At 69.5% G+C, this 26,143-nt stretch carries 18 protein-coding genes and 3 pseudogenes; 15 read left to right on the top strand and 6 right to left on the bottom strand.

The window, feature by feature from the left end; genetic code table 11:
- Window positions 1-31 precede the first annotated feature (31 nt).
- On the bottom strand, window positions 32-3,688 hold the full coding sequence (locus GWK25_RS25595) for a hypothetical protein (RefSeq protein ID WP_215453388.1): 3,657 nt from the start codon (window positions 3,686-3,688) through the stop codon (window positions 32-34).
- Between the two features lie 437 nt (window positions 3,689-4,125).
- On the opposite strand from GWK25_RS25595, the gene GWK25_RS25590 reads away from it, so the two are divergent.
- The 3 genes from GWK25_RS25590 (at window position 4,126) to GWK25_RS25580 (ending at window position 7,831) form a co-directional block, all read left to right on the top strand.
- The gene (locus tag GWK25_RS25590) at window positions 4,126-5,247 is read left to right on the top strand and encodes a site-specific integrase (protein ID WP_308404320.1); all 1,122 of its coding nucleotides are present in this window, start codon (window positions 4,126-4,128) and stop codon (window positions 5,245-5,247) included.
- Window positions 5,244-5,567 carry a helix-turn-helix transcriptional regulator gene (locus GWK25_RS25585; RefSeq protein ID WP_215453385.1) on the top strand — a complete coding sequence of 108 codons (324 nt, stop codon included), beginning with the start codon at window positions 5,244-5,246 and terminating at the stop codon, window positions 5,565-5,567. The genes GWK25_RS25590 and GWK25_RS25585 overlap by 4 nt, the downstream gene beginning before the upstream one ends.
- A gap of 1,079 nt (window positions 5,568-6,646) precedes the next feature.
- Entirely contained in the window at window positions 6,647-7,831 is a 1,185-nt protein-coding gene (locus GWK25_RS25580; RefSeq protein WP_215453382.1) for a hypothetical protein, read from the top strand.
- Here GWK25_RS25580 and GWK25_RS25575 read toward each other — a convergent pair.
- Together GWK25_RS25575 and GWK25_RS44835 are read right to left on the bottom strand one after the other, a co-directional pair.
- A pseudogene (locus GWK25_RS25575) lies at window positions 7,799-8,404 on the bottom strand (MFS transporter); the annotation flags it as partial. The gene GWK25_RS25580 and the pseudogene GWK25_RS25575 sit on opposite strands and share 33 nt — an antisense overlap.
- 7 nt (window positions 8,405-8,411) lie before the next feature.
- A complete protein-coding gene (locus GWK25_RS44835; protein WP_374200641.1) occupies window positions 8,412-9,338 on the bottom strand; it encodes an IS110 family transposase in 927 nt (308 codons plus the stop codon).
- A gap of 351 nt (window positions 9,339-9,689) precedes the next feature.
- On the opposite strand from GWK25_RS44835, the gene GWK25_RS25565 reads away from it, so the two are divergent.
- From GWK25_RS25565 to GWK25_RS25530, 8 genes and pseudogenes are all read left to right on the top strand, one after another.
- Window positions 9,690-13,058 carry a hypothetical protein gene (locus GWK25_RS25565; protein WP_215453379.1) on the top strand — a complete coding sequence of 1,123 codons (3,369 nt, stop codon included), beginning with the start codon at window positions 9,690-9,692 and terminating at the stop codon, window positions 13,056-13,058.
- Window positions 13,051-14,985 (top strand): hypothetical protein, encoded by a 1,935-nt coding sequence (locus GWK25_RS25560; protein ID WP_215453375.1) that lies wholly within the window; start codon window positions 13,051-13,053, stop codon window positions 14,983-14,985. The genes GWK25_RS25565 and GWK25_RS25560 overlap by 8 nt, the downstream gene beginning before the upstream one ends.
- Before the next feature lie 744 nt (window positions 14,986-15,729).
- Window positions 15,730-16,422: pseudogene (locus GWK25_RS25555) on the top strand (IS5 family transposase); the annotation flags it as partial.
- Between the two features lie 293 nt (window positions 16,423-16,715).
- The gene (locus GWK25_RS25550) at window positions 16,716-18,302 is read left to right on the top strand and encodes an ABC transporter substrate-binding protein (RefSeq protein ID WP_215453371.1); all 1,587 of its coding nucleotides are present in this window, start codon (window positions 16,716-16,718) and stop codon (window positions 18,300-18,302) included.
- Window positions 18,303-18,322: 20 nt separating this feature from the next.
- Window positions 18,323-19,291, top strand: coding sequence for an ABC transporter permease (locus GWK25_RS25545; RefSeq protein ID WP_215453368.1), 969 nt, complete (start codon window positions 18,323-18,325; stop codon window positions 19,289-19,291).
- Entirely contained in the window at window positions 19,281-20,162 is an 882-nt protein-coding gene (locus GWK25_RS25540; protein WP_215453366.1) for an ABC transporter permease, read from the top strand. The genes GWK25_RS25545 and GWK25_RS25540 overlap by 11 nt, the downstream gene beginning before the upstream one ends.
- Before the next feature lie 56 nt (window positions 20,163-20,218).
- A complete protein-coding gene (locus tag GWK25_RS25535; protein WP_215457566.1) occupies window positions 20,219-21,130 on the top strand; it encodes an ABC transporter ATP-binding protein in 912 nt (303 codons plus the stop codon).
- A complete protein-coding gene (locus GWK25_RS25530) occupies window positions 21,123-21,794 on the top strand; it encodes an ABC transporter ATP-binding protein (RefSeq protein ID WP_215453363.1) in 672 nt (223 codons plus the stop codon). The genes GWK25_RS25535 and GWK25_RS25530 overlap by 8 nt, the downstream gene beginning before the upstream one ends.
- 107 nt (window positions 21,795-21,901) lie before the next feature.
- Here GWK25_RS25530 and GWK25_RS25525 read toward each other — a convergent pair.
- The 3 genes and pseudogenes from GWK25_RS25525 to GWK25_RS25515 form a co-directional block, all read right to left on the bottom strand.
- Window positions 21,902-21,997, bottom strand: a pseudogene (locus GWK25_RS25525) (superoxide dismutase); the annotation flags it as partial.
- Between the two features lie 36 nt (window positions 21,998-22,033).
- Entirely contained in the window at window positions 22,034-22,468 is a 435-nt protein-coding gene (locus tag GWK25_RS25520) for a hypothetical protein (RefSeq protein WP_251829031.1), read from the bottom strand.
- 85 nt (window positions 22,469-22,553) lie between these two features.
- Complete coding sequence (locus GWK25_RS25515) at window positions 22,554-22,847, bottom strand: hypothetical protein (protein ID WP_251829030.1); 294 nt, start codon at window positions 22,845-22,847, stop codon at window positions 22,554-22,556.
- A gap of 371 nt (window positions 22,848-23,218) precedes the next feature.
- On the opposite strand from GWK25_RS25515, the gene GWK25_RS44590 reads away from it, so the two are divergent.
- The 4 genes from GWK25_RS44590 to GWK25_RS25495 all read left to right on the top strand — a co-directional run bounded on the left by GWK25_RS44590 (window position 23,219) and on the right by GWK25_RS25495 (window position 26,129).
- A complete protein-coding gene (locus GWK25_RS44590) occupies window positions 23,219-24,385 on the top strand; it encodes a WD40 repeat domain-containing protein (RefSeq protein WP_215453360.1) in 1,167 nt (388 codons plus the stop codon).
- 108 nt (window positions 24,386-24,493) lie between these two features.
- Entirely contained in the window at window positions 24,494-24,805 is a 312-nt protein-coding gene (locus GWK25_RS25505) for a hypothetical protein (RefSeq protein ID WP_215453359.1), read from the top strand.
- 128 nt (window positions 24,806-24,933) lie between these two features.
- A complete protein-coding gene (locus tag GWK25_RS25500; RefSeq protein ID WP_215453357.1) occupies window positions 24,934-25,518 on the top strand; it encodes an RNA polymerase sigma factor in 585 nt (194 codons plus the stop codon).
- The gene (locus tag GWK25_RS25495; RefSeq protein WP_215453355.1) at window positions 25,515-26,129 is read left to right on the top strand and encodes a hypothetical protein; all 615 of its coding nucleotides are present in this window, start codon (window positions 25,515-25,517) and stop codon (window positions 26,127-26,129) included. The genes GWK25_RS25500 and GWK25_RS25495 overlap by 4 nt, the downstream gene beginning before the upstream one ends.
- Window positions 26,130-26,143: the final 14 nt, after the last annotated feature.

Here is a 26,143-nt window from a genome sequence, read left to right as displayed (position 1 = left end):
GCGAGAGACAGGTCCTGTCAGTTCAAGGTCTTCAGTCTCCCGGGTGCGTGAGTACGACCCGGGCGGCGGTCGCCTTCTCCGCATCAGGAGCGATCTTGTATAGCTTCATGAGCTGGCTTGCAGCCACCACGTGTCCGGACCGGGCGACCAGGGCGGCGTAGAACTGGGCGAGCGCCTCCTCCAGCGGGAGCCCGGCGTCATCGCGAGCCGCGATGCCGCAGCGGAGCCCGGTCAGGATGAACGGGAGCGAAGAAGTGTTGACCCACGGCTGGGTCAAGACCTGCCAGACCAGAGCCCTGAGGTTTTGGTTCGCTGCCCCAGGAACCGACGCTCGGGCCAGGCCGGTGGAGGCGGCAGCCAACCACTGGTGGATGTCGTGCGGACGCTGCTCACTGATGCGGGAGACGCAATCCAGCACAAACGACGCAGCGGACTGCGGCTGCGTCCATGCTTGCGGGCGGGACAGAGCTTGCGCGACGGCCCTGGCCTGCCAGCCGTCGGCAAGGGCTGCGGCCTCATACAGGTCGGTGGAGAAGTCGATGTCAACGTAGTGGTTGCGCAAGAGATCAGCCTTGACGAGTAGAGCTTCGTGAGCGCTGAACTCGCCGACTGCAGTCGTGGTGTCCAAGAGGTCGAGGGTTCCGAAGGTGGGGATGTGCTCGGAGCGGGCGATCGCGCGCAGGACCCGATCGTCGCTCCACAGGACCAGCCCGTGCTCCTTGGCATAGTCGAGCGCGGTAAGCCACTCCTTAGCGCGCGTGCCAGGAAGCGGAAAACGGCGCAGCTCCGGACGTGGAACGCGGGCAACCGACCTGAGGACTTCCACGACTCGGACTGACGTGGAACGCAGCCGCTCCAAGTTCGCCACTTCGTCGCTCCGGACTTCTGCCCGACGTCCCGCCTCGTCCCAACCCAGCGTCAGCTCCGACTGCAGCGCGAGGGACTCCTTCGCGTAAAGGGCGTCTTGGAACAGCTGGTCAGTGGTGACCACTTCCTCCAGGCTGCCGATCAGCCGCTCGGCATGGCCCGGATCCAGCAGTGCCAAGGTGTGAGCAGCGGTTGGATCGATGACCGTGCGCACGGAGCGGGCTGTGGCCACCGCTTCGGCTCCCACAGCGGCGGCCAGGGCATCGCCGGCATAGACGAAACCGGCCCCCCTGCGCAGGCTCAGCTCCGTGTAGCTCCGACCGGCCACCCACGTCAGGGTGCCCAGGGGCAGGTCGCCGGCGGCGACTTTGCTCTGGACTTCTTTGCTGTTCTCGTGCGCCTGACGCAGTTCGTCGGCAACGTTGACGAGCGGATCATCGTCTGGGCCTAGTTTTACGGCGCGGAACTGGGAGCTGTCGGGAAAGCGTTCCAGGTAGTCGGCGGTGGCTTCATTGAGCTGGGCGGCGTCGTTTTCGGACCACCGCTCGGGGGTGCCGGCGGCGCTCAGGTGCAGGGTGGCGATGAACGCGCCGAGGAGTTCCTCGTCATCGGGCCAGCGCTGCATCAGGGCCAGTGCCTGGCCGGCGAAGTTGGCTTCGCCGGAGTGTCTCGCCCCCAGCTTTACCCACAGCAGGGCTTCGTGTCCGGTACGGGGTTCGATGGGCGTGCCTTGGTAGGCCAGGACATTCCAAGCATCCTCGAACAGGCTGCGGGCCACGTGGCAGCGGACGAGCGCCCAACGGGCGTTGTGGTCATGCGGATCGAGGGCAAGCATGTTCCGCGCCGCGTCGGTGGCCCGGTCGGTGTTGCCTTCCGCCAGCTCCGCCTCGACCAGCAACGCATACATCTCGCCCTGCCCGGCCCAGTCCGGACCGCCTAGCGTCAGGGCCTCCCGCGCGCACATTTTCGTCTGCTCGGGCATGTCGGCATGCCGGTAGGCGTCTGCCGCCATGGCCATCAAAAAAGCGTCACGCCAATGCTCCGCACCCGAGCGCAGCGTACGTGCCCGAAGCTCTCGTTCCCCGCTGATCTGGTACCTCTGTGCCAGTGCTAGCACAATGATCCGACTCTTGGTGACGTTGGCGCGCAGCACGGAGAGGTCGCCGGCAGAGCTTGCGGTCAGCGCTCGGGCGATGAGTCTGATCTCGGCGACAATCTCAGGATGGGAGCCTTCGAGGCGGTCCAGGTCGGCCGGTTGCGTCCCGCACTCCGCCATTCCCATTGCGGCCTGGAGTTGTTCCTGCTCGGTGGTGGCCGCGTCCCACACTGCCTGCCAGGCGGCTTGGATCTGCGAGGGCTCGATCTGGCCGTCGGTTTCCCGCTCCAAGATCACCGCGGTGATCTGCGCACGGGCATAGGCGCTCTCGACCTGGCTCTGGAGGCGTCGAGCCTCATCCACCCGGCCGGTAAGCGCGGCGAGCACTGCCCGGTTCTCGATCAGTCGGGGGTCGCGCGCCTCGTGGGCGAGCGCCTGGCCCTCGGACTGTTCCTGTGTCAGGCCCCAGGCTGTGGCGGCATCTCCGCAGATCAGGGCTGCCTGCACCGCCACCACTGCGGGTGCCACGCTGTCGCCGAACCATGTCCGGCGGCCGTCGCGGGCTCTGACCGCTAGCGCGAGGGCTTCGCGCGCATCCGCGAGCCGGTGCTCGCTCCGGCCGCGGACAGCACGGTCAAGGAGGATAAGAGCGGACAGATACTGGATGCCGGACATGATGCCGTCCGGATCTGCGGCACGCAGCCGGGCCAGGGCGGCAGCGTCCTGGCCCGTGCTGGTGAGGGCGTGGGCTTCCAGGCCAGCTTTGAATGCCCGGGCAGTCCGGGTCGTCGGCTCCCAGGATGCGAGATGGCCCAGAGCCTCCTCCCAGTCGCTGTCGAACAGTGCCAGCATTCCGAGCAGGAGAGGTGAGCTGGGATCGCTGTTCGTGACGAGAAAATCGCGCGCATCCTGGTCCGTTCCGGCCGCGCTGAGCTGCTGAGCTGCACGCGCAACCCACAGATCCCGCGGGAAGCCACCATCATCGATGCAACGCTGAAAGAACGTGACCGAAGCCTGGTGAGCCTCGTAGTCCGAAGCGAGTTGGGCCAGCCAGGCGAACGCCTGCGGGGGCGCTTTCTCCATCCAACTCGGAAACCGGTGGGCCCACTGCCTCAAGAGCGCCTCGCGCTCCATCGGGCAGCTCTGCAAGAGCCCGACCGCCTGCTCCACGGCCGGCCACGCTCCCGCCAGGGCCTGTGCCTCCTCCTGTGCCCGCAGGCTCAAGGTCCGCAGCCCCGCCTGGAAGTCCGTCCGTGCATCCAGACGGTGGAGAATCTCGTGGCTGCTGCCAGCAATTTGCTCAAGCACCGCTACAAGTTCGTCGCGCAGGGCGGTGCACATGCCCAGCAGGTCTTCCTCGCTGAGATCCCGCAGGCCTGCCAGTGCGTCTTGGCCTTCAGCCTCACGATCGTGTTTCCAGTCCTCCAGCAACTCCACCGAGTAAGTGGCGCTGTTGGGGCCGTCGACCGTCTTGTGGTGAGGAGTACACAGCAGCATCAGGTTGACGAAACTGTTGCGCTGCTTGACCGTCCAGGACGGATCGAACCGCGGACCACCGCTCTCGAAGGCGCGGATGTGGGCAATCTCCAGGTTGAGCATCGGCTCAGCACCGACCATCCGGATGACTGGCTCGCCGCAACCGGGCCAGTAGCACGCGCCGCGGGCCAACGTCATCAGCCCGGCGATCGTCGCATTGGTGTAACTACGACGCGGTTGCGAAGTCACAGACGCCCCCCACTCGTATCAAGACGGCCAATTTATAGGGCAGCACTGACAGCACACCCCTACACAGGACGACAGACCAGGCACCTTCAGTACACCGCGCCGTCAACCTCGCCCGTCCGGTCAGCAGCACGTTCGCCGGCCTGCTCACTCCGGCCCGGAGCGGCCACGCCGGACGGGCTGGTCGTCACGCTGGTGGAACCCGAGCTGGTGGTCGAAGTTGGCGTCGAGGTCGCCCGCGACGCCTCCGGCCAGTGGCGTCATCCCGCGCGCTGGCACCGGATTCGAGCTGAGATGCATCCGATGCAAGTGCCGAAGTTCGGAGAAGCGGACTAACCGCCAGCTGACGACGACGGTCCAGAAGCGACTCTAGCTATGCCGAGCTGGCTCTTCTTGGAAAGCTGCACCAAGATGCCTCGATGTTGTATTGAATGCAATACGTGGAGGAGAGAGTCGACCTGCCCGGCTCGGCGCGTATGGTCCTCGTCGACAACGTGGTGCCGTTCGATCCCGAGCCTCAGATCTTCGAGGCGATGCTGGAAGGATGGGCGCGGCAGCAACGCGTGCGCTTTTTGAAGAAGGAGACGATCGATCGGCGGCTGGCCCTGGTACGCCGCGCGTCGCGGTTCTCTGGGCAGTATCCCTGGCAGTGGAGTGCTGCCGAGATCGAGGCGTTCATCGACGACCTGCGTTCGGGTAGCCGACCGATCAAGGTGTCCACGGCACGAGGCCACCTGACCAACTTGCAGCTGTTCTTGGGCTTCGTGACCGACCCTCGATACGGATGGGCAGCCGCGTGCACGGAGCGGTTTGGTCAGGCACCGCAACAGGTGCTCGGTGAGTGGAACACCATCACGCACGCGAACGAGTACGAGGGGGCGCCACAGCGGCGACCTTTCACTTACGACGAGGTGCAGGCGCTCTTTGATGCAGCTGACGGGCTGGTGGAGTCCGTCCGGGCCCGGCGGCGGAAGGGGGCTCTCGCGGCTCAGCGCGATGCCGCGCTGTTGAAGATGTTCTACGCCTTCGGGCTGCGCCGGCGGGAGGCGTGGGGCTTGGATCTCGCAGACCTACGCCGGAACCCGAAAATGCCAGCACTGGGGCGGGTGGGCGTTGCGCAGGTGCGGTGGGGGAAGTCGTCGCGCGGCGGGCCGCCGAAGCGGCGAACCGTCCTGCTGGTGCCGGAGATGGATTGGATCGTCCCCGTCTTGGACCAGTGGGTGGAGGAAGTGCGGCCGCTGTTCTCGCCCGGGGCTCACCCGGCGTGGTGGGTGACCGAGCGCCGCGGCCGGATGTCCTGCCGGCGCATGGACGATGTCTTCGCTTCGGTTCGCGAAGCGGCGGGTCTGGACGAGGCGTTGGACCTGCACTGTCTGCGGCACTCCTACATCACCCACCTGATCGAGTTCGGATATCCGGAACGGTTCGTCCAGGACCAGGTCGGTCATCGGTACGCATCGACGACGGCCATTTACACCGGCGTGTCATTGGAGTACCGCAATCGCCTGCTGACGCAGTCGCTGCGTGATCGCCACCCTGAACTGTGGGAGCCAGCTCTGTGATCAAGAAGATGGGAATCGCCTGGCAGCTGAGGCTGCGGATGGCCGAGCAGGGACTGTTCCAGACCACCGATCTTGTGCCGCTGCTGGCTGAACGCGGCATCCACCTGTCCCGCGAGCAGGTGTACCGGCTGGTGACACAGCCTCCGCAGCGGCTGTCCATGGACACGCTGGCCGCGCTGTGCGACATCCTCGGCTGCACCCCTAACGATCTGATCGAAGTAGAGGTCGCGAACGCTCAGGTCCGCAAGACCGCGGAAGGCACACCGACACCACCACCGCCGGTGCGGCGCAGCACCATCCGACGCCCCGATTCGACATGAGCCGGCCAGAGCCGCCAGCCGTGGTCCGTGCCCGCGTTGTCGCGCATCTGACGCAGGCGGTGCCGGAACTCGCTGTGGAGGAAGCCGAGCAGGCGCTGGTCGCCGTCAATGCGCACCGCCACGTCGGCCTCCACCGCTTGGATGACCATCTGCGCCAGCATCCCGACGCCTTGAGTTCGGGTGATGCGGACATGCCCCCTTCTCTGCACCGGCTTCTTCGTCACCTACACGCGGCCGGGCATCAGGTGACTGTTCCGGCATGCGCACGGTGCGGCAAGCAGCGCCGATTGCCGGAGCGGAGTCCGCAGGGACGCGTCTGTTCCATCTGTGCTGCCGCAGGCCGAATGCGGGTCTGTGTCCGCTGCGATGTAGTGCGCGTCGTGGCTGCGGCGCTGCCGGAAGGGCCGTTGTGCAGCAGTTGCGTCGCTGCGGACCCGTCACGGCACGAAGAGTGCAGCGTCTGCGAACGCCGGGCGCGCGTCAACCGCCGTCTGCCTGGCGGTCGGCCGGTGTGCGCGGCCTGCGCACACCGCCCTGCTGAATGCTGCAGTTCCTGCGGACGAACGGGTCTGGTGGCACGACGGCTTGAGACCGGCCCCTTGTGTGACAGTTGCTACCGCGCTCACCGTCTGCCGCGAGAGTGCGGACTGTGCGGCAGGACAACCGTCATCCACGTCAGGGCACGCAACGGTGCTCCTGAACTTTGCCGGTCCTGTGCCAAGGGGCCCATGGCCGTGTGCATCGACTGCCGAAGGTTACGGCCCTGTACTGGTCTTCGGGCGGGAGTGCCGCGCTGCAGTTCCTGCCGGTCACACCCTGTCGTTCCCTGCACGCGGTGCGGGCAGGGAAAGCGACGCCGAGCTCGATGGCCGTTAGGAGGCGTATGCGCTTCCTGCTACGGCTACATCCGCGCGCACCCGCGTCCGTGCGCCACGTGCGGTCGCACTCGGCCGTTGATCGGTCCGGGCCCGGGTGGACGGGGTACGTGCGGAGTGTGCTCCGGCGCCACCAACGCCTATCTGTGCTCGACCTGCGGTTCAGGCCGGGAAACCGAACGTGGTACCCGCTGCGCCCGCTGCGTGCTGCGTGACCGCCTCGCCACCGAATTCCTCAGCAGCCGCGGCGAAGTGCCCGCAGAAGTCCGGCCGCTGCTTGCGGCGTTGGTGCGCGTCCCCAGAGCGCGTTCGATCCTGGTCTGGCTGGACAAGCCGCACGGTGGAGCAGCATGTCTGCGTCGCCTGGTCGATGACGATCTCCCGCTCACCCACGAGACGCTTGACTCGGCCGTGTCCGGACAGGGGACGGCGTCGCTGCGAGCCACCCTCGTCCACCTCGGTGTCCTTCCGGCACGCAATGAGCCTCTGGCAGGCTTGCAGCCCTGGCTGGAGCGCACGCTCACGCCGCTCCCCGTGCAACACCGCCACACCCTGCACATCTACGCGGAATGGGCCCTCTTGCGACGGGCCCGGCGACGGGCGGCACGAGGTCGCTTCACGCCGGCCAGCGCGGAAGCACTGCGCGGCGCCATTCGCTGCACGGCCGCGTTTCTCACCTGGCTGGACGACCACGACATACCGCTCGCCGATCTGACGCAAGGTGACATCGACACATGGCTGTCTGAGCACCGGGATCGCCGACATGTCCGGCTGTTCCTGCGCTGGGCCCACGAGCGCCGTATCACCGGGAACCTAGAGATCAGCGACCGCCCCCGCGATGAACCCCACTGCTGGTGGAGCGAGTCCGAGCACTGGACGCACCTGCGACGCTGCCTGCATGACGAGGCGCTGCCCCTGGATGTGCGGGTGACCGGGGCCCTCACGCTGCTGTACGGAATACCGATCACACGAATCGCTGCTCTCACGCGCTCCGACCTCACGGGCGGCAGGACGCCTCACCTGCGCATAGGCGAGCATCCCGTGGCACTGCCCCCCGCCGTCCACCAACTTCTGCAGCGTCAGGCAGACCACGCCGAGCCGATCTCGGCGGTAGGTCGTGTCACGCCGCGCCCCGGCTGGCTCATCCCTGGCTACGCCGCTGGGACTCACCACTCAGCCCCCGCACTCGCGCGCAAGATGCGTCTGCACGGCTTGCCCGCCCGCCCCAGCCGGAACACCGCTCTGCTCGCACTGGCCGCAGACCTGCCTGCGTCAGTGCTCAGCGACACCCTCGGCATCAGTATCAGCGCAGCCCTGCAGTGGACCCGGAGAGCAGCGCGCGACTGGAACAGCTACCTAGCGGCTCGTTCTACGGAAGACCGGGACTGAGCGCCGCTTCACGTACGGTTTGCGAGAGTTCCTCAGCGACGTTCGGGAGATGCCTGTCCATGGCGCGGTGAGGGCGGCGGCCACCGAGACGGTGGTGAGGAGGAGGAAGAGCGGTCCGTAGCCCCCCAGGGGTGTGGCGAGGGCGGCGCCGGCGAAGTGGGCGAGGGCTGCGGCGGTGGTTGCCGGTGCGGCGAGGAGCCCGGAGAGGGGTCCGTAGTGGGTGGCGCCCCAGCGGTCGGTGATGGCGGTTGCCTGCAGCAGAGTGAGGTTGCCGCGGACCATGCCGGCCACGACCGACACGGCGATGAGCAGGAAGTACGGGCCTGGGGCGGCGGCGAAGGCGGCGGTGGTCAGGCCGCCGAGGGCGATCAGGATCGTGGTGCGTGCGGTGGCGGCGGTGCGGCGGGCTATGGCTGCGTACAAGGTGCGGCCGAGGGTCTGTCCGGCGCCGCCGATGCCGAGGGCCCAGGCGGCCTGACTGGTGGTGTACCCGCGTTCCAGCAGGAGAGGGACGAGGGCGACGACGACGGCGTACATCGCGAAGCCGGACAGAGTGAAGGCGGCAGCGAGCAGGACCTAGTCACAAGATCGGGCGGACAGCTCCTAGTCGGTCCGGGCTGCCGAATGCTGTCAGATCTCCGCCGGTGGCGGCGATGGACTCGGCCCCAAGGCGGGGGCCCATGCCGGGCAGGGTCTCGATCACCTTGGCCTGCGGGTGCTCGTGAAAGCGGGCCTCGATCAGCGCGTCGAGTTCGGCGATCTCCGCGTCCAGGACCAGCACGCCTCTCGCGATCCGGGCCACCATGTCCGCGGCCAGCTTCTCTCCGGGCAGCGCGGTGTACTGGGTTTCTGCCGCCTCGACGGCGGTGCGAGCGAGTGCGGAGGTGTTCTTGACACCGCGTTTCTTCAGCCAGGATTCGAGGCGGCGGACACCGATGCGGCGGATCGCGCCCGGCGTCTGGTAGCCGGTCAGCAGCAGGACCAGCCCGCGGCCCTTGCGAGTCAGGGCACGTTCCAGGGCCGGGAAGATTCCCAGGAGCTGTTCGCGCAGCCGGTTGATCTGCCGGGTGCGGTCGTTGACGAGGTCGAGGCGGCGTGCGGTGAGGACGCGCAGGTCGACGGCGACTTCGTCGCCGGGTCGGAGCAGTCCGAGGTCTTGGCGCATGCGGGCCTGGTCGGCGATGACGTGGGCGTCCTTGGCGTCGGTTTTGCTTTGCCCCCGGTAGCCGGCCGAGGCTCGATGGACGGTCAGGCCGGTGAGGTAGACCATCGGCTGTCCCTGGTCGAGCAGGAGCCCGATGAGCAAGGCGGCGCTGCCGTGGTTGGTGTCCACTGCCCACAGCACCTCGCCCGGATCCGCGAGGGCGAGCACCTCGCGGATGAGCTCCAGCAGCTCCGGTTCGCCGTTGCCGACACGGCGCGACAGCCGCCGTTCGCCGCGAGTGTCGAGTGCCACACAGTGGTGATGCTCCTTGCCGATGTCGACCCCGGCCCAGATCGTGAACATGACCGCCTCCGCCAGCTGTTCGTTCTGTGATCCTGCGGACGGCCTCGCCGACGTTGTCCTACACAGCGATCAAGTCGCATATCCCAATGAGCGGTTGTGACCGTCACGGGCTCCGGGCGGCCAAGTCATTTGAGCCATCAGGCGGCGACAAGCTGACAGCCATACCCGGAGTCCTCGGGCTCACCGATCCTACGAATGACCGGAGTTGGCCCGCGCTAAAACGGTAGGACGAGCCGCGGACGAGTCATCGCGGCCCGGCCGACCCGCTGGCCTGATTCCTGCGTAGTCGTCCGGACAACCGTGGACGGCGCCGCCCGGCGGCAGTACACCAGGCAGCCAGGGGAGGTCGTCATGCCAGAGCGCACCGAAGACTTGTTCAGGTTCGTCGCGATGAGGGATCCGCAGCGGACGGCACGGCCGGGGCTGCTGCGGGCCATGTCGTACGACCCCAGGACCAACACCGATTTCCACACGGAGCTGCGCACCGTCAGCGGCCAGCCGCAGCAGCTGCGGCAGGCGGCGGACCGGTTCATGGCCGCGAACCCGCGCTGGACCCCTTCGCTGGCGGCGGCGCCGGAAGTCATACGCGTGGTGGACGAGCTGCTGCTGCAGCTGGAGTCGGACCCGACCCGCGACGGCGAGGATGTGGTGGCGCAGGCCACCGCGCCGCTGACGGCACTCGCCCAGCTGGACACCGACAAGCCCAGGTTCCGCGACCTGGTGCGAGCGGAACGGGTGCGGGAGCAGTGGAGCCGCGCCGCCGACAGCTTTCTGGCCGTCACGTTCGGGTCGGCGGCGCGGCCGGTGGCCGTCGTCGAGATCACCCGGATGCTGGTCGTCTGGGCGCTGCTCGACCGGCTTGCCGTGCAGCGCGAAATCTCCCACGACCAGCTGCTGGACCTGGTGCTGGACGCGGTCACGGTGCTGCCCGGGGACATCAGGCTCGACGCCGGCATGGCGAAGCCCGAGCCGCCGCCTGTGCGGCCGGCGGAATCCGCCGACCAGCCGCTGCCCCCGGCCCTCGAACGCTACCGGCAGCTGGCCGACGCCATCGCGGACCTCCGCGGCGTCCTGGCCACCGGCGGCAATGGCGAAACCGCCAACGTCGTGGTCGAGGCGCTCGACCGGGAACCGGCCCCGGCGGACCCCGCGGCCGCCCTGTTCGCCGACGTCGTACCCGAGCTGCACGAATCGACCCGGCAGGCCCTGGCCGAGTACAGCCGGTCCAACGAGCCGCTGCCGCTGCTGAGCATGCTGCACGGCCTTGAGGCCACGGCCGACCGGGTGCTCGGCGAGCACGCCGCCGTGGTGGCGCTCGAGACCCGCGACGCGTACAAACAGCAGGCCATCACCGCCGAGCTGCTGCGCAAACGCCCATGGCTCACCGACGGGCAGCTCGGCCATGGGCTCAACGGCGCCATCCCCGGCCTGCGACCGCTCGAACCGCCGAAGCCGCTCGAACCGCCGCAGGTCACCGACGCCCGCCTGCTCTCGCCGCCGATCCTCGGCGACCTGAAGGTCGTCCGGCAGACCCTGGCCGGATACGAACTCGGCGAGATCGCCCATGTGGAGAACGTTCTCGACGGCGAGAGCAAGGTCCGCAAACACCGCGTGGTGGACGTCACCGAGCTCGAGTCGATCGAGTCGGAGAGCCGGGAGGAGGAGCACCTGCACGACCTGCAGACGACCGCCCGCTCCGAGCTGGCCACGGAAACGCAGTCCACCGTGCAGCGCGACGAGAGCTTCAACGCCGGCGGCACGATCACCGCCAGCTACGGCCCGTACTTCAGCGCCTCGGCCACCGTGGGGGTCGCCCAGTCCAAGTCGCAGACCGAGACCGCGCGGGCGAGCACCCGGTTCGCCCAGGAGGTCACCGACCGGGCCGTCGACCGTCTCCGGACCAGGACGGAGAACCTGCGGCGCTCGCTCACCCGCTCCACCATCACCGAGGAGAACACCCACACCTTCGCCTCGAACGACGGCAACACCGTCGGTGTCTACCGCTGGATCAACAAGCGCTACTGCGCCCAGATCTACAACTACGGGCTGCGGGTCCTCCTCGACATCGGCGTGCCGGACCCGTCCGCCGGCTATCGCTACGCCACCGAACTCGGCGCCGATCTCGACGTGGACGCGGACCCGCCGCCGCCGTGGGTCGTCCCCGGCACCGATATCCCGCTGACGCCGCAGGTGCTCGGCCCGTCCAACTGGCAGACGGTCGCGGCCACCTTCCGGGTCGCCGACTTCCCGCCGCCGCCGCACGCCTTCGTGACCACGCCGTTCGCCTGGTCCCAGGAGTCGCCGCAGCAGGCGCCGCCGTCCGGCGGCTCCTCGAATGCGCCGCCACCGGCCGTACCGCCGCGGCTGTTCAAGTCCAGCCGCGAGATCACCATCCCTGGCGGCTATCTGCCCACGCGCTTCACGGCCTGCGTCCTGGTGGACGGGCCGTCCGGCGGGTACGGCGAAGGGTTCACGGACGCGGAGCGCGACTTGCTGCGGGCCTTCATCGCCAACGACATCAACCGGGCGCCCGCCGGCTCGCGCGACCGGCTGCGGACCATCACCGAGATGTGGCTGACCTGGAACCCGGCGATCACGCCGCGGCCGCCTCTCGACCTCAACGATATCAACCTGCTCAACACGTACATCGTGCCGGGGTTCGCGCAGGCCCAGGGCTCCCCGAGACCCGGCCTGATGGCATTCATCGCCTCCGCGGCCGGCGGCTTCCGCCCCGGCCTGGAGCTGGCCCTGGGCCCGGTCCTCACCTGGGCCCGGCCGGGCGCGCACCAGATCAAGGCAGTCTTCCCGTACGGGCAGAACGGCCAGACCCCTGAGGTGACCATCACCGAGCCCGACGGCGCCATGCTGCCGATCGCCGCGTCCACCAGCGGCGGACAGGGCTTCTCTCTGACCGCCGAGATCATCTCGCAGATCGGGACGCGCGAGCAGACCTGGCAGTACGAGGCGTACGCCGCCGTGCTCGCCGCCTACTCCGCCTGGCAGACCGACTGGCGCTCCGCCGTCGCACAGGCCGAGATCCAGCGCGGCGTCCCGATCACCGGCCGCAACCCGCAGGAGAACGCGGAGCTGATCCGCACCGAGCTGAAACGCTCGGTCATCGCCATGCTCGGCGCGCCGGATCCCGCGGAGCTCAACGCGGTCACCCCCGGCAGCGCGGTCCCCACCGGCAATCCACCGCGTCCCACACCCCCCTCGGTGAACCTCGCCGTCGCCGGGCAGGCGGCCCGGCTGGTCGCCTTCTACGAGCAGGCCTTCGAGTGGCAGAACATGTCGTACATCTTCTATCCGTACTTCTGGACGGGGCGCCCCGACTGGCCCGAGGCGCTGGCCCGTTCCGATCCGGATCCGCTGTTCAGCCAATTCCTGCGGGCCGGCTCGGCGCGGCTGGTGGTGCCGGTGCGGCCGGGGTTCGAGCGGCTCGTGGGCTCGCGGCTGCACCTGCGGCTGCCGAGTCCGGCCGTGCCCGCGGCCGAGCCGCAGCCGGCGGACGGCCCGTATCTCGACATCGCCGAGGAGATCAGGGCGGCGCAGGACGCCACGCTCGGCGGGGTGCCGTGCGGGAAGTCGTGGCCGGTGGTGCTCCCGACCACCCTGGTGGCTCTCGACGGCACGCCGATGCCGGTCTATCCCACCGCTTGCGACCCGCCGAAGAGCGGTGAGGACGACAGCGACAACAGCGACAGCGACAGCGATGGTTAAGCCCACGAACGCCGACCTCCGGCCACGGCCGGGGCGCGGCCCGGGAGCGCCGGCCGCGCGGCCGGCGCCCACCGCGCGGTACCTCGCGTTCCCGGACGAGCTCGGGCAGGGCATCGCGGAGGCCGTGGGCCAGGTGGTACCGCTGCCCCGCTCGCTGCACGGCAGCGCCGCCAACGTGCTGGGCGCCGGACTGGCCGCCGCCCTTCGTGCGCTCCCGCTGCCCCAACTGCCGGACACGGACCGGATGCCCGCGAGCCTGGACGGCGGTGGTGTGCTCGATGCCGTGGCCGGCCTGCTCCCCTCGCGGGAGGCGGCCATCGACGCCGGGCGGCGCATCGGCGCCCTGATCAAGGGGCTGCTGGAGCCGACGCTGCTCGCCGCCGCCACACCTGGGGTCGGCGCCATATTCGGCGCCGCCGCGAGTGGCGGCGGCGCGGGCGGCGACCCCGACGACGAGGGCCCCGCGAATCTGCCGCAGGCCATTGAGGCCCTGATCGAGCAACAGGCGCGGCTCGCCCGCCTCTTCGGCGTCCCGCCGGTCGCCGCCATCAACGCCGCCGTGGAAAGGCAGCGCTGGCTCAAGCAGCTGACCGTCGCTTACGCGGTCGAGGCCGGCACGCTGGCCGCGATGAGCCGGGGCCTGATCCTCCCCTCCAGCATGGTCATCGGCAATCGCGTGCACCGTTTCCTGGAGGAGTTCTACCGGTTCCTGTGGGGTCCGGTCGGCCGCCCGCCCTTCGTCCGGGGCGTGCCCTCGATTCTCCGGGCCTCCGAAATCGTGCAGGAACGCCGCGTCTACCGGCCCGGACTGCCGTACCAGCAGCTGTCACGGCTCTCCCAGCTCAGTGCGACCTGGCAGCGCGGCGCCCCGCTGTCGGCCCGCTCCTGGAACCCGGCCCGCCCGCTGCGCTACGACGCCCTCTGGGTCGGGCTGTGGAGCCGGAACACCTCTGTCGGCAGCCTCAGACCGGACACCCTGGACTTCACCAGGGGCCTGCTCTGGGAGATCAAGCCGGCCCATCGCGCGCCGGAGGCGGTGGCGCAGATCTATCAGTACGTCAACGGCTACAACCTGGCCTACGCCACGATGTCGAAGCAGCGCCTGATCGTGCTGCCCGACCCCGACGAGCCGCACCGCATCGCACCGGGCGAGGCCTACGCCTGGCCGTCCGGCGTACCGATCCCCGCGGTGGTGGCCCCGCCGGACCTCCTCGCGGTGCCCTTCACCCTCGACGGCCTCGCGGGTGTGGTGTCCTACGTCGTGGTGCGCGCCAAGACGCTGCTCGAAGCGATGCGCCGGGTCTACCGCGAGCTGCGGGACCTGGTGGAGGCCGCGCTGCGCAGGCTGCGGGAGTGGCTGCGGCAAGCGGCGGAGCTCGGCGGTGAACTCCTCGACGAGGCGGGCCGCAAGATCCGCGACTGGGTCCGGGAGTTCGAGAAGGACTTGCGCGACTGGCGCCCCACACCCGGCGGGCGACAACCCGTACCGCAACCGGTGATGGCGCTGACCATGCTGGAGCTGATCCTCATCCTCATCATCCTCGGCGCGGTGCTGGCGGCGGCCGGCCTGCTCGGCGGCCCGCCGGGGGCGGCCGCCGCCGCGCTCCTGCTGATCCTCCTCTTCGCTCCGGCCGTCGACGACACGGTTCCGGTGCTCACCCCCGAGGGCGGCATCGACCCCTTGGCCGCTCTGCCCTCCTCGAGCGGGGCCGCGGAAGAGGCGCCGACCACCGGCCTGGACACTCCGCTCGGCCCCGTCCCGGTGCCGGCCGACCTGGTCGCACCGCTGCTCGCCGCCATCACCGAGGCGGCCGGCCGGGTGGCCGGCCCCACCGCAACAGCCATGGCCGAAGCCACCGCTAACGCCTACGCGAACTACGGCCCGCTGGGCCCACCGCACCGCCAGGAGGGCGAGCCGAACGCCTGACCGCCGCAACGTCACCGCGACGGCGCATGATCGCGGCCGACGCCCGCTCGCGCGGACCGCTGCCCTCCTGACCCGGGTCGGCGACCTGGTGGGGCCGCCGGGCACACGGCCGCCGCCGCACTCCCGGCGGCGGCCGTGGCGGCAGGCGCGTCATCTGAAACACCCTTCGGTGACGCCAGCCGTTGCCGATGAGCCCGTACCCGGCACTTCCGCGAGCAGTACACCGCCGCCCGCGACCGCTCCACCCCCACCGTCCACGCCCGAGCACACACCGGACACTCACACTCCACGGTCTGACCGTGCTGCATCAACGCCACCCGCTCACGGGTCCGCTTCAACCGCCGCCACCGCCGTGACCTGCACCGACCCGAGCAGAACACCGCCGCTGCAGCCTTCGACGACGGCAACGGATCACCACACTCCCGGCAATACCGCCGGCCACCAGCACCGGACCCCACGCACCGATCATCCCGGCCCAGCCCTACTCAGGACCAGGGATCAAAAACAGCGACTCAGAGGTCGTTTTCATCTTGTCTGATGGGTTATCGACATGTTTCGGCTGTCTGGCAGACTGATGGTGGTGAGGCTGCCGGGCTGGTGGTGACTGTCGAGACGAATGGTGTGGCGCCTGGGGCCGAGGGCGGCTTACGCCTGTCTCATTCCAGGACGCCCGGATCCGTCCCGTGTTCGATACGGCCGCACGCACGCCTGGGCGCACGCCCCGCGTGGCGATATCTCCAGGTCATGGCTGACCGTCGCCCGTATCCGAGCGATCTGTCCGATTCCCGCTGGGAGTTGATCGAGCCGGTGCTGTCCGCCTGGCGCTACGAGCGCCACGGCCGGGCACTGGGCTTCGGCCGACCCGCCGAGCTCGACCTGCGCGAGATCATGAACGCGATCTTGTACGTGGACCGCACTGGGGTGCAGTGGCGCTACCTGCCGCACGACTTCCCCCACTGGAACTCCGTCTACGGTTACTTCGCCAAGTGGCAGAAGGATGGCATCTTCGCCCAGCTCAACGGCCTGTTACGGGAGTTGGTCCGCGAACAGGAGGGCCACGGCGTCGAACCCTCGGCCTGCGTGATCGACGCGCAGAGCGTGAAGACCTCCACCAGCGTCCCCGCCGCCAGCCAGGGCACGGACAACGCCAAGAAGATCGTGGGCCGCAAGCGGAGCATCGTGACCGACACGCTCGGCCTGCTGCTCGCGGTCCTGGTCACCGCGGCCAGCGTCCAGGACTCCACCGCCGGCACCCGCCTGCTCGACCGGGTCGCCGCCGACCACCCCACGATCCGCAAGACCTGGGTGGACGGCGGCTACCGCAAGCACTTCGTCGAGCACGCCGCCGCCCTCGGCATCGACATGGAAATCACCGTCCGCGCTCCCGGGAGCAAGGGTTTTACCCCTATCCCGAAGCGCTGGGCGGTCGAGCGGACGGCCCTACTGACGTAGGAATACCGCAGCCCTGGAATACGTGCCTGGTACCAGCTGCCCGCCCCGACCCTCTCCCCCGCCGACATTCCCCGCATGACGGTGCCGCCGCATTGACGGCCGGTCTCGGTTGCGTTGCGCCGCGCCGACGTCAGCTGGTGCGTCAGCTGGTGCGTCAGCGGAAGGCATTGCCCCATGACGGGGTCGATGCGAGCGGCCGACTGCCCACCAGCCGACCTGGGTAGCCCTAGTTGCAATTAATATGCAACAGATTTCAGTCATCAATAAGGGTGGGGTACATGACGGTCCGACGGATACGGACAGCCGCTGCCACGGCGGCGATACTCACCGGTGTCGCCGCCTGCTCGGCTCCCGGCAGCAGCACGGGCAGCGGTGACGCGGCGGACTCCGTCGTGATCGGGGTGGCCTCCGAGCCGGACACGCTCAGTCCGCTGCTCGGTTACGGCAAGGACGGCAACTCGAAGATCTTCGACGGCCTGCTGGCCAGGGACGCCGATCTGAACCTCAGACCGGCGCTGGCGAAGGCGCTGCCTGAGGTCACCGCCGACGGCCTGACCTACACCTACTCCCTGCGCGAGGGCGTGAAGTTCAGCGACGGCGAGCCGCTGACCGCTGCCGATGTCGTCTTCACGTACGACACCGTCCTCGACGCGAAGACCAACAACACCTCCCGCAGCGAGCTGGACGCCATCAAGGACGTGCGGGCGAAGGGTGCCGACAAGGTGGTCTTCACCCTCAAGTACCCCTACGCGCCCTTCGCCGGGCGCACGGTGCTGCCCATCGTCCCCGAGCACGTGGCCAAGGGGCAGGACCCCAACACCGGCTCCTTCAACACCAAGCCGGTCGGCACCGGCCCCTACGTCCTCGCCGCCTGGAGCAAGGGGGAGAAGCTCACCTTCAAGGCCAACCCCGACTACTGGGGCGGCGCGCCGAAGGTCAAGAAGGTGACCATGGCGATAATCGAGGACGACAACGTGCGCGCCACCCGGCTGCGCTCCGGCGACCTCGACGGAGCGATCCTGCCGCCCAACCTCGCCGCCACCTTCAAGAACGACAAGGCGAAGAAGACGTACGACGCGAAGACGTACGACTTCCGCACGGTCACCCTCCCGCAGGAGAACAAGGTCACCGGCGACCGCGCCATCCGCCAGGCTCTCGATGCCGCCGTGGACCGCCAGGCCATGGTCGACAAGATCCTCGACGGGGCCGGGCGTCCGGCGTACGGGCCGCTGCCGGTCGATGACCCCTGGTTTGCCAAGGGCATCCAGCGGGGGCAGGACCTCGCCAAGGCCCGGCAGATCCTGGATCAGGCGGGTTGGAAGGTTGGCGCAGGCGGCATCCGCGTCAAGGACGGACGGCGGGCCTCCTTCACCCTGCTCTACCCGTCCGGTGACAAGGTCCGCCAGGACCACGCCCTCGCCTACGCCTCCGACGCCAAGAAGGCCGGCATTGAGGTGAAGGTGGAGACGGGCACCTGGGAGGTCATCGAGCCGCGGATGAAGAACGACGCGGTCCTGGCCGGCTTCGGCAGCAACGGTGACCCCGACTACGGCCTGTACACCCTGCTGCACTCCTCCCTCGCCGGCGACGGCTTCAACAACATGGGCCGCTACGACGACCATGTCGTGGACAAGGCACTGGACACCGGCCGGCGCAGCTCGGACCAGGCAACCCGCAAGGCTGCCTACAACACCCTGCAGCAGGAGCTGGTGAAGAACCCCGGCTACACCTTCCTCACCCACATCGACCATGTCTACGTCCTTGCCGACCGCTGGACGGGGTTGAGCACGCAGGTCGAGCCGCACGAGCACGGCTTCGCCTCCGGTCCGTGGTGGAACCTCGAGGCCTGGCAGCCGAAGAAGTGAACCGACTCCCTTGGGGAGCGATGGCACGGCTGGCGGGGCGGCGGCTGCTGTTCGCCGCCCCCGTCCTGCTCGTCGTGACCTTCGGCGTCTTCGCGATCGCCGCGGCCTCCCCCTTCGATCCGGTCAAGGCGTACGCGGGCACGGCCGCCCTCGGCGCCGACGCTGAGACCCTGGAGCGGCTGAGGGAGAACCTGGGCGTGGACCAGCCGTTCACTTCCCGCTGGTGGCACTGGCTGACTGCCGCGCTTGGCGGTGACCTCGGTCAGTCCAGCGTGATGCGGCAGCCGGTCGCCCAGGTCATCGGCGAACGCCTGGTGTGGTCGAGCCTGTTGTGCGCGGTCGCGTTCGTGGTGGCGGTGCTGTCCGGCACGGTGCTCGGGGTGCTGGCGGCCCGCCGCCCCGGTTCCGTACTCGACCGGCTGGTCACCTCCGTCGCGTACTCCCTGGAGGCGGCGCCCGTCTTCTGGCTCGCCCTGCTGGCCGTCTGGCTGTTCGCTCTGCAGTGGGGCGTGCTCCCTGCCGGCGGTCTCACCGACACCGCGAGCGAGCAGGTGACGCCCTCCGAGGTGGCGAGTCATCTTGTGCTGCCGGCCGGGGTGCTCGCCGTGTCCCAGTTGCCGTGGTTCACCTTGTACGTCCGTCAGGGCGTCGGTGACGCGCTCGCCGAGGATCCCGTACGCGGCGCGCGGGCCAGGGGGTTGAGCGAGCGCACCGTGCTGCTCGGCCACGCCCTGCGCTCCGGGCTGCTGCCGGTCTTCACGCTGGTCGGCTCCCGGGTGCCCGAACTCATCACCGGCGCCCTGCTGGTGGAGAGCGTCTTCAGCTGGCCCGGCATCGCGGCGGCCACGGTGGAGGCGGCCACCGCGGTCGATTTCCCGCTGCTCGCCGCCCTGACGACGCTGGCCACCGCCGCGGTGCTGGCCGGGAATCTCCTGGCCGACCTGCTCTACGGCCTCTTCGACCCGAGGGTGAAGTTCAGTGACATGTGAACCTGCGGCCGAGCCCGCCTGGCGGTCGTACGGCACGAGCCGCCGCTCCACCAGGACCGTGCGGGTGCGCGTCTCGGTGGCCCTGACCGGCGTCATCGTCCTCGCCGTCCTCCTCGTGCCGCCACTGGTGCAACTCGACCAGCAGGCCGTCGACCTGGGCGCGAAGTTGCTGCCCCCCAGCTGGGCGCACCCCTTCGGCACCGACGACCTCGGCCGGGACCTGCTGCTGCGCTGCGTCTACGGCCTGAGGGTCTCCCTGCTCGTGGGGGTCGCAGCCGCCCTGACGGCCACCGTGATCGGCACAGCCGTCGGGGCGGCCGCCGGAGCACTGGGCGGCTGGGTCGACCGGGGCGTCATGCGGGTGGTCGACACGGTCGCCTCCGTGCCACACCTGCTGCTGGGCATCTTCATCGTCGCCATGTTCCGGCCCGGCCTGTGGCCGGTGGTGGTCTCGGTCGCGCTCACCCACTGGCTGTCCACCGCCCGGATCGTGCGCGCCGAGGTGCTGTCCCTGCGCTCGCGCCCGTACATCGACGCCGCCATCTCCGGGGGCGCCTCCCGGTGGCGGGTGGCGGTACGGCATCTGCTGCCCGCTGTGCTGCCGCAGGCGGCGCTGGCCGCCGCGCTGATGGTGCCGCACGCCATGTGGCACGAGTCCGCCCTGTCCTTCCTCGGGCTCGGCCTGCCCACCCACATGGCCAGCCTCGGCAACCTCATCCAGGACGCCAGGGGCTCGCTGCTCGCGGGGCAGTGGTGGCCCACCCTCTTCCCGGGGCTGTTCATCATCGTCCCCACACTCGCCATCGCCGGCCTCGCCGGAGCCTGGCGGGAGCGGATCAACCCGCGCCGCCGATCGGAGCTGATGCTGTGACGGTCACCGACCGACCTCCCGTCCTCTCGGTGCGCGGGCTGTCCGTGCGCTTCCTCATGCCCGGCGGACGCCGCATCGCCGCCGTCACCGACGCCCACTTCGACGTGCCGCCCGGCGAGTGCCTCGCCCTGATCGGCGAGAGCGGCTGCGGCAAGTCGGTCCTCGCCTCCGCCCTCCTCGGTCTGCTCCCCGCCAACGCCCAGACCGCCGGACAGGCCCGCCTCGGCGACCTCGACCTGCTCACGGCCGACGAACGCACTCTCACGCGGACGGTGCGGGGCCGTCTGATCGGGCTCATCCCGCAGAGCCCCGCCGCGCATCTGACGCCGGTGCGCACGGTGCGCTCCCAGCTGGAGGAGACGGTCGGCGCGCTGACCGACGCACGCGGACATGCCGCCGTGCGGGCGGCAGCCGAGAGCGCTGCCGAACGCGCCGCCTTCCCCACCGACCACCTCGACCGCCACCCGCACCAGCTCTCCGGCGGCCTGGCCCAGCGCGCGGCCACCGCCCTGGCCCTGGTCGGCGGCGCGCCCCTGCTGCTCGCCGACGAACCGACGACCGGACTCGACCGCGACCTGGTCGACCACACGGTCGACGAACTGCGACGCCACGTCGACGACGGCGACCGGGCCCTGCTGATGATCACCCATGACCTGGCCGCCGCCGGACGCATCGCCGACCGCGTGGCCGTGATGTACGCGGGCCGGATCGTCGAACTCGCCGACGCGGAAGCCTTCTTCGGCACCCCAGGCCCTCGCCACCCCTACAGCCGGGGCCTTCTCCAGGCCCTGCCCGAGCGCGCCTTCGTTCCGATTCCCGGTATGCCGCCCGAGCTCGGTGACCTTCCCGACGGGTGCGCCTTCGCCCCGCGCTGCGAGCAGGCCTCCGACGCCTGCGCCGCACTCCCGCCGACGGCCGGCCACGTCGCCTGCCATCACCCGCACGTGCCGGAGGACCTCAGTGCTTGAGCTGCACGCCATCACCGCCGGATACGACAGGAAAGCCCCCGTCGTCCGCGACGCCTCCCTGACCGTCGCACCCGATGAGGCCGTCGGCCTGCTCGGCCCCAGCGGCTGCGGCAAGTCCACCCTCGCCCGCGTCGCGGCCCTGCTGCACCGCCCCGAGGCGGGCACCCTTGTCCTGGACGGCGAACCCGTACGGCGCTGGCGGCACCGCGCCCCGTGTGACCTGCGCACCGCCATCGGCGTCGTCTTCCAGCAGCCCCGGCTCTCCGCCGACCCCCGGCTGCGGCTCACCGACCTGATCGCCGAGCCCCTGCGCGCCACCGGCCGCCGCGACGAAGTACCGGACCGTATTACCGAACTGGCCGCGGCCGTCGGTCTCACCCGCGACCTCCTGGTCCGCCGCCCCCATGAGGTCAGCGACGGCCAGCTGCAACGCGCCTGCCTGGCCCGCGCCCTGGTCCTGCGTCCGCGCTGGCTGATCTGTGACGAGATGACCGCGATGCTGGACGCCTCCACCACGGCCGCGCTGGTGGCGGCCGTCGAGGACTACCGCGCAGCCACCGGTGCCGGTCTGCTCGCTGTGGGCCACGACCAGGTGCTCCTGCGCCGTTGGTGTGACCGCGTCCTGCACTGGGACGAGGTCACCGGCCGGGCCCGTCGGGCATAGGAAAGCTCCCGCAGGCATCCGGCCTGCGGGAGCCCGTTGTACCGCCCGCTACATGAAGGGTGAGAAGACGATCACGAGCAGGACGTCTGTGTGACGCTGCTACGGCGTCACGGGGCAAGCAGGAGACTGTCGCCGCGCTCCTTGGCGGCGGCGTAGCGCCGGGCAACGTCCTGCCAGTTGACGACGGCCCACATGGCGTCGATGAGCAGAGGCCGGCCCCCTTGAGGCGGGCGGATGTGTCAGGCCGCCCAGTTCGCGGGCGCGCCTTCTTCGTCGGGGTTGGGAATGCTGGCGGCGGTCACCAGGGCGGCCGGGTGTCGCATGGCGGTGATCGGGACCGCGCCGGGTTCTGTGCTGGGGGCCCACACCATCCGCCACGTCTCATCCCACTCGCATCCGCAGCCGTGGTCCGGGTGCGGGTGCCGTAAGAAGACGCCGTGCGTTAGGACGGCGCGCGGGATGCGAGGGATGAGCACCGAGGGGTCGTCGCCCGGGTACAGGTGCAGGTTCCGCCAGCCGTGGATGCGGGCCATGTGCGCGGCGGCGGCCTCGATGACGTCGGCCCACCGCTGGTGTCCGAGGACGACGAAGCCGACCGGGTAGAGGTGGTCGTCGGTGGGATCGTCGATGCCGGTGAGGTGCAGGCCGCGATGGACGATGAAGCCGTTCTCCACCGCGTCCTCGCCGGGCGTCCAGAGCTGTTCGGCGGATGCGTCGTGCCGTCGTCGCCCTCGCTGGTCACGATCTCGTACAGGGCGGTCACGCGGTCACTCCTTCCACTGCGGCCTCCAGGAGCTCCACAGCGTCGGCCTCGTACGGGTCGGCGAACAGCTGGTGGTCGCTGACGTCGAACGGCGCGTACCGCACGGAGACCCGGCACCCGGGCACGGCGGTGGTCTCCCGCCTCTCCAGGGCGGCGGTGAGCCGGTCGTAGTCCTGCTGGGCGTGCCGGGCCTGGGTGTACGGGCCGAGACGCAGCAGGGTGTAGCCGTCGCGGCTGTCGTCGCGTTTGCGGGCTTCGACGTGATAGGCCGGGAGACCTGACTGACCCACCGTGGCCTGCGCTGGCGCCAATGGCACCCTTACCGGCCCGACTGAAACCACGACCACTGCGCCTTTCGCCACGCCCAGTTCGCCGCTGGCTACGTCACCGCCGACGACAACTACACATCACAACTAAGTAGCTCTACTGATGCCGACATCGGGATGCGTGGTTAGCCTCGCCATACGCGACGCCGGCGGTCCCGGTACAGGTCTGGTCAGCGCATCACGACGCACCCGACTCGGAGGATTCAACCGTGAGCGACCGGAAACCCACGCCGCCTCCGATTTTTCCGCAAGCGGGCAACCGCGGGTTCGGTGATCCGAGGGGACCCGTCTGCGCTCCCGGTGCAGGACGGCAGCGCAAACGAAGGGGTGGGCGAGTGATCGTGGTTGTTCTGCTGGTGCTCGGGCTGCTCGCCGGTATCACGCCCCTCGTGTACACGCAGGCGCGCCGCATCCTGGGCTTGTACGGTCCCACCGCGTCATCCAACGGCGTGACGCTGCGGACGTTGCCGTTGAGGGGCCCGGTGGCGTACTCGCCCGACGGGCACACCCTGGCTTCCTGGAGTAACAACGGCACTGTAGAACTGTGGGATGTCGACAAGGGCACGCGTCGACACGTCCTGCCCTTCGCCGTTCACTCCGATGCGCGACACTCCTACCGGAAGGTGGTTTTCGCACCGGACGGCGACACGGTGGCGACGGAGCTCAACGACGGGAAGACGATCCAGATCTGGGATACGCAGACCGGCGCCACGCGCACCGTGATCAAGGTCCCGGTCACCCATCCCCAGGGGCTGATGCCGCTGCGCGTCAGCAAGCTGGTGTATTCACCCGACAGTCGTACCATCGCGGCCACCGGTGACCGTCTGCAGCTCTGGGACGTGGTCACCGGCGCGCTCCGCCACCGGATCGACGTCTCAGCCCAGGATGCGGCATTCGCGCCGGACGGCAGGACCATCGCCGCCGTGGCCGAACGGCAGGGCGGCATCTGGGACGTCGCCACCGGTGCCCGGGTACACCCGCTCGACCCGTCCGGAGGGCATTTCGCCTGGACGGTCGGGTTCGCGCCGGACGGAAGAACCGTGGTCGCCGATGGTGACAGGGTCCGGGCCTGGGACACGGCGACAGGTGCTGTGCGGTGGTCGTCAGGGCCGTATGAGGGAAGCACGCCGGTCTACGCACCGGACGGGAGCCTGCTGGCGGAGCGCAGTGGCGACGACGTCTGGCTGGTCGATCCGGCGAGCGGCAAAAAGCTCCGTACGCTACGTGGCCTGCATGGTCTCCTGATATCGGTCGGCAATAGCGAGCAGGTGGATCAGATCGCCTGGGCCCCGGACAGTCACGCCCTGGTGGTCAGGCACAGCCGCGCGAACGAGTCCTGGGCCAACACTCCGCAGGTCTGGGACGTCAGGACCGGCACCGCACTCCAGCTCCTCAAGGGACACAAAGGCCCGGTTCAGGATGTCGCGTACTCCCCGGACGGCCGCACCATCACCACCGTCAGCGGTGACGGGACCGCGCGGATCTGGCGCGCGACCCCTTGACCGAGGGAGGAATCCCAACCGGTCGCTTCGTCACCGGCTCTGGCGGGATGAGAAGCCTGGATCCCGCGGATCCAGGGCCATTGGTGTTGAGCGACGCTGAGGAAATGCATGAAGGTGACGTTGCCCCTGCCGGAAACCTCATCCGGCCTGGTCGCGCAGCATGCTGGTACTCGTGAAGGAGGCCACCGAGTCGGTCGGTTCGATGCCCGTGCTGTGCAAGCAGCATTTCGCACGGGTTCGCCGGAGCGTGTGCGCTTTACCAGTGGGCACCTTGCCCGCATTCACCGCAATCTGCGGCTTCCGGTCGGCGACATGACGCCTGATGACCATCGGATACGACACATCGGCGCCGTGCTTCTCGGCCGGTCGGTGGACCCTGCATTGCCCTTCATCTGCACGCAGCTTGCCGAGTACGCCTGAGGAGTCGCAGCCGGAAGTGCCCGGTCACAGCCCCGTGATGCGGCTGGGTGCGCAGAGGCTGTAAGAGATCCGGCCCGGCCGTACATCTCCCTCTTGACGGCCACTGATGGACGGAACATGGAGACCCTGTGAGACGACGAACGAACGCCGGGGAGTACGGTGACCCGGCCGGACACCAGGCCCTGGAAGCCCTGTATACGGCTCATGCCGACCGGGTCTTGGCGTATCTGCTGCACCGTACTGACCGGGAGACAGCTCAGGACATCCTCTCGGAGACCTTCGTGTTGGCCTGGCGCAAGTTGGGATCCGTACCCGACGATGCCCTGCCGTGGCTGCTCGCCTCGGCCCGGCGGCTGCTCGCCAACCGTGTGCGGTCCGATCAGCGGCACCACGCGTTGACTGCGCGCCTGGCGGAGATGGCCGACCGACCGGAGACCTCGGAGATCGCGGACACGATAGGGGCGCGCGCCGAGGTGGCCGCCGCGCTGTCGGCGCTGTCCGAGCAGGACCGGGAGGTACTCGTGCTGAGTGCCTGGTACGGCCTGACGGCCAGGCAGGCGGCCGTGGTCCTGGGCTGTACGGCCCCCACCTTCGCTGTGCGCCTGCACCGGGCACGCAAGCGGTTCAGGGCAGCGCTGCCGCCTCCGGCCCACGTACAGCAGACCCAAGGCGCTCTTCCCCAGCCCCACCTCACCCATAGGGAGTCAGCATGAAGCCGACCGTCACCCAGCGCGGTCGGGGATCCGACCTCGCCGCCATCCGAGCCCTGCGGCCCTCCGACGACGACACCGATGGCTGGGCAGCATCCGCCGACGGCCAGGCCGTCCTGCGTGACATCCTGCGCCGTCCCGAGCAGCCGCGCGGCACGGCCGGTACAGGCAGGCGCCGGCACCTGTTCATGGTGTGTGCGGTCACGGCCGCTCTCCTGGGCGGTGCCACCACGGCAGCCGTAGCCACTCTCGGGCCCTGGAGCGAGGGCGGGCGCGATGTCTTCTGTGCGCGCACTCTGTCGCCAGAGGCAGACCTGAGCCAGCTGCCGATCAAAGACATGAAAGATTTCGACCCGCAGGACGCGACACGTTCCTGCGCCGTGGCCTGGGACCGACTGTGGAACCAGTCCGCACCGGGCACCGCGCCCAAGTACCCCAAGCCGACCCGGTTCGCGGCCTGCTACCACCCCAACGCGCAGCCCGACCACGGCGAGTCCTCCGCCACCGACGGCCGCAAGAAGCTGGGCGGGCCGGTGATCTATCCGGCGGACGGCTACCCGACGAAGAAGGCGGCCTGCGCGGCCATCGGCTCCAAGCCCGTAGCGGGCGGCTGAAGCCGACGGTCCGA

The sequence above is a fragment of the Streptomyces sp. ATCC 21386 genome (genome assembly GCF_018728545.1).
Classification (GTDB): Bacteria; Actinomycetota; Actinomycetes; order Streptomycetales; family Streptomycetaceae; genus Streptomyces.
Note: the sequence above shows the minus strand (reverse complement) of the source record. Positions and strands in the feature narration are given on the sequence as shown.

Bases quoted from the DNA above. Each gene is read 5' to 3' on its own strand.
- GWK25_RS44835 (WP_374200641.1), bottom strand. From the start codon at position 9,338: ATGTTCACGATCTGGGCCGGGGTCGACATCGGCAAGGAGCATCACCAC.
- GWK25_RS25565 (WP_215453379.1), top strand. From the start codon at position 9,690: ATGCCAGAGCGCACCGAAGACTTGTTCAGGTTCGTCGCGATGAGGGAT.
- GWK25_RS25560 (WP_215453375.1), top strand. From the start codon at position 13,051: ATGGTTAAGCCCACGAACGCCGACCTCCGGCCACGGCCGGGGCGCGGC.
- GWK25_RS25550 (WP_215453371.1), top strand. From the start codon at position 16,716: ATGACGGTCCGACGGATACGGACAGCCGCTGCCACGGCGGCGATACTC.
- GWK25_RS25545 (WP_215453368.1), top strand. From the start codon at position 18,323: ATGGCACGGCTGGCGGGGCGGCGGCTGCTGTTCGCCGCCCCCGTCCTG.
- GWK25_RS25535 (WP_215457566.1), top strand. From the start codon at position 20,219: ATGCCCGGCGGACGCCGCATCGCCGCCGTCACCGACGCCCACTTCGAC.
- GWK25_RS25505 (WP_215453359.1), top strand. From the start codon at position 24,494: ATGAAGGTGACGTTGCCCCTGCCGGAAACCTCATCCGGCCTGGTCGCG.
- GWK25_RS25495 (WP_215453355.1), top strand. From the start codon at position 25,515: ATGAAGCCGACCGTCACCCAGCGCGGTCGGGGATCCGACCTCGCCGCC.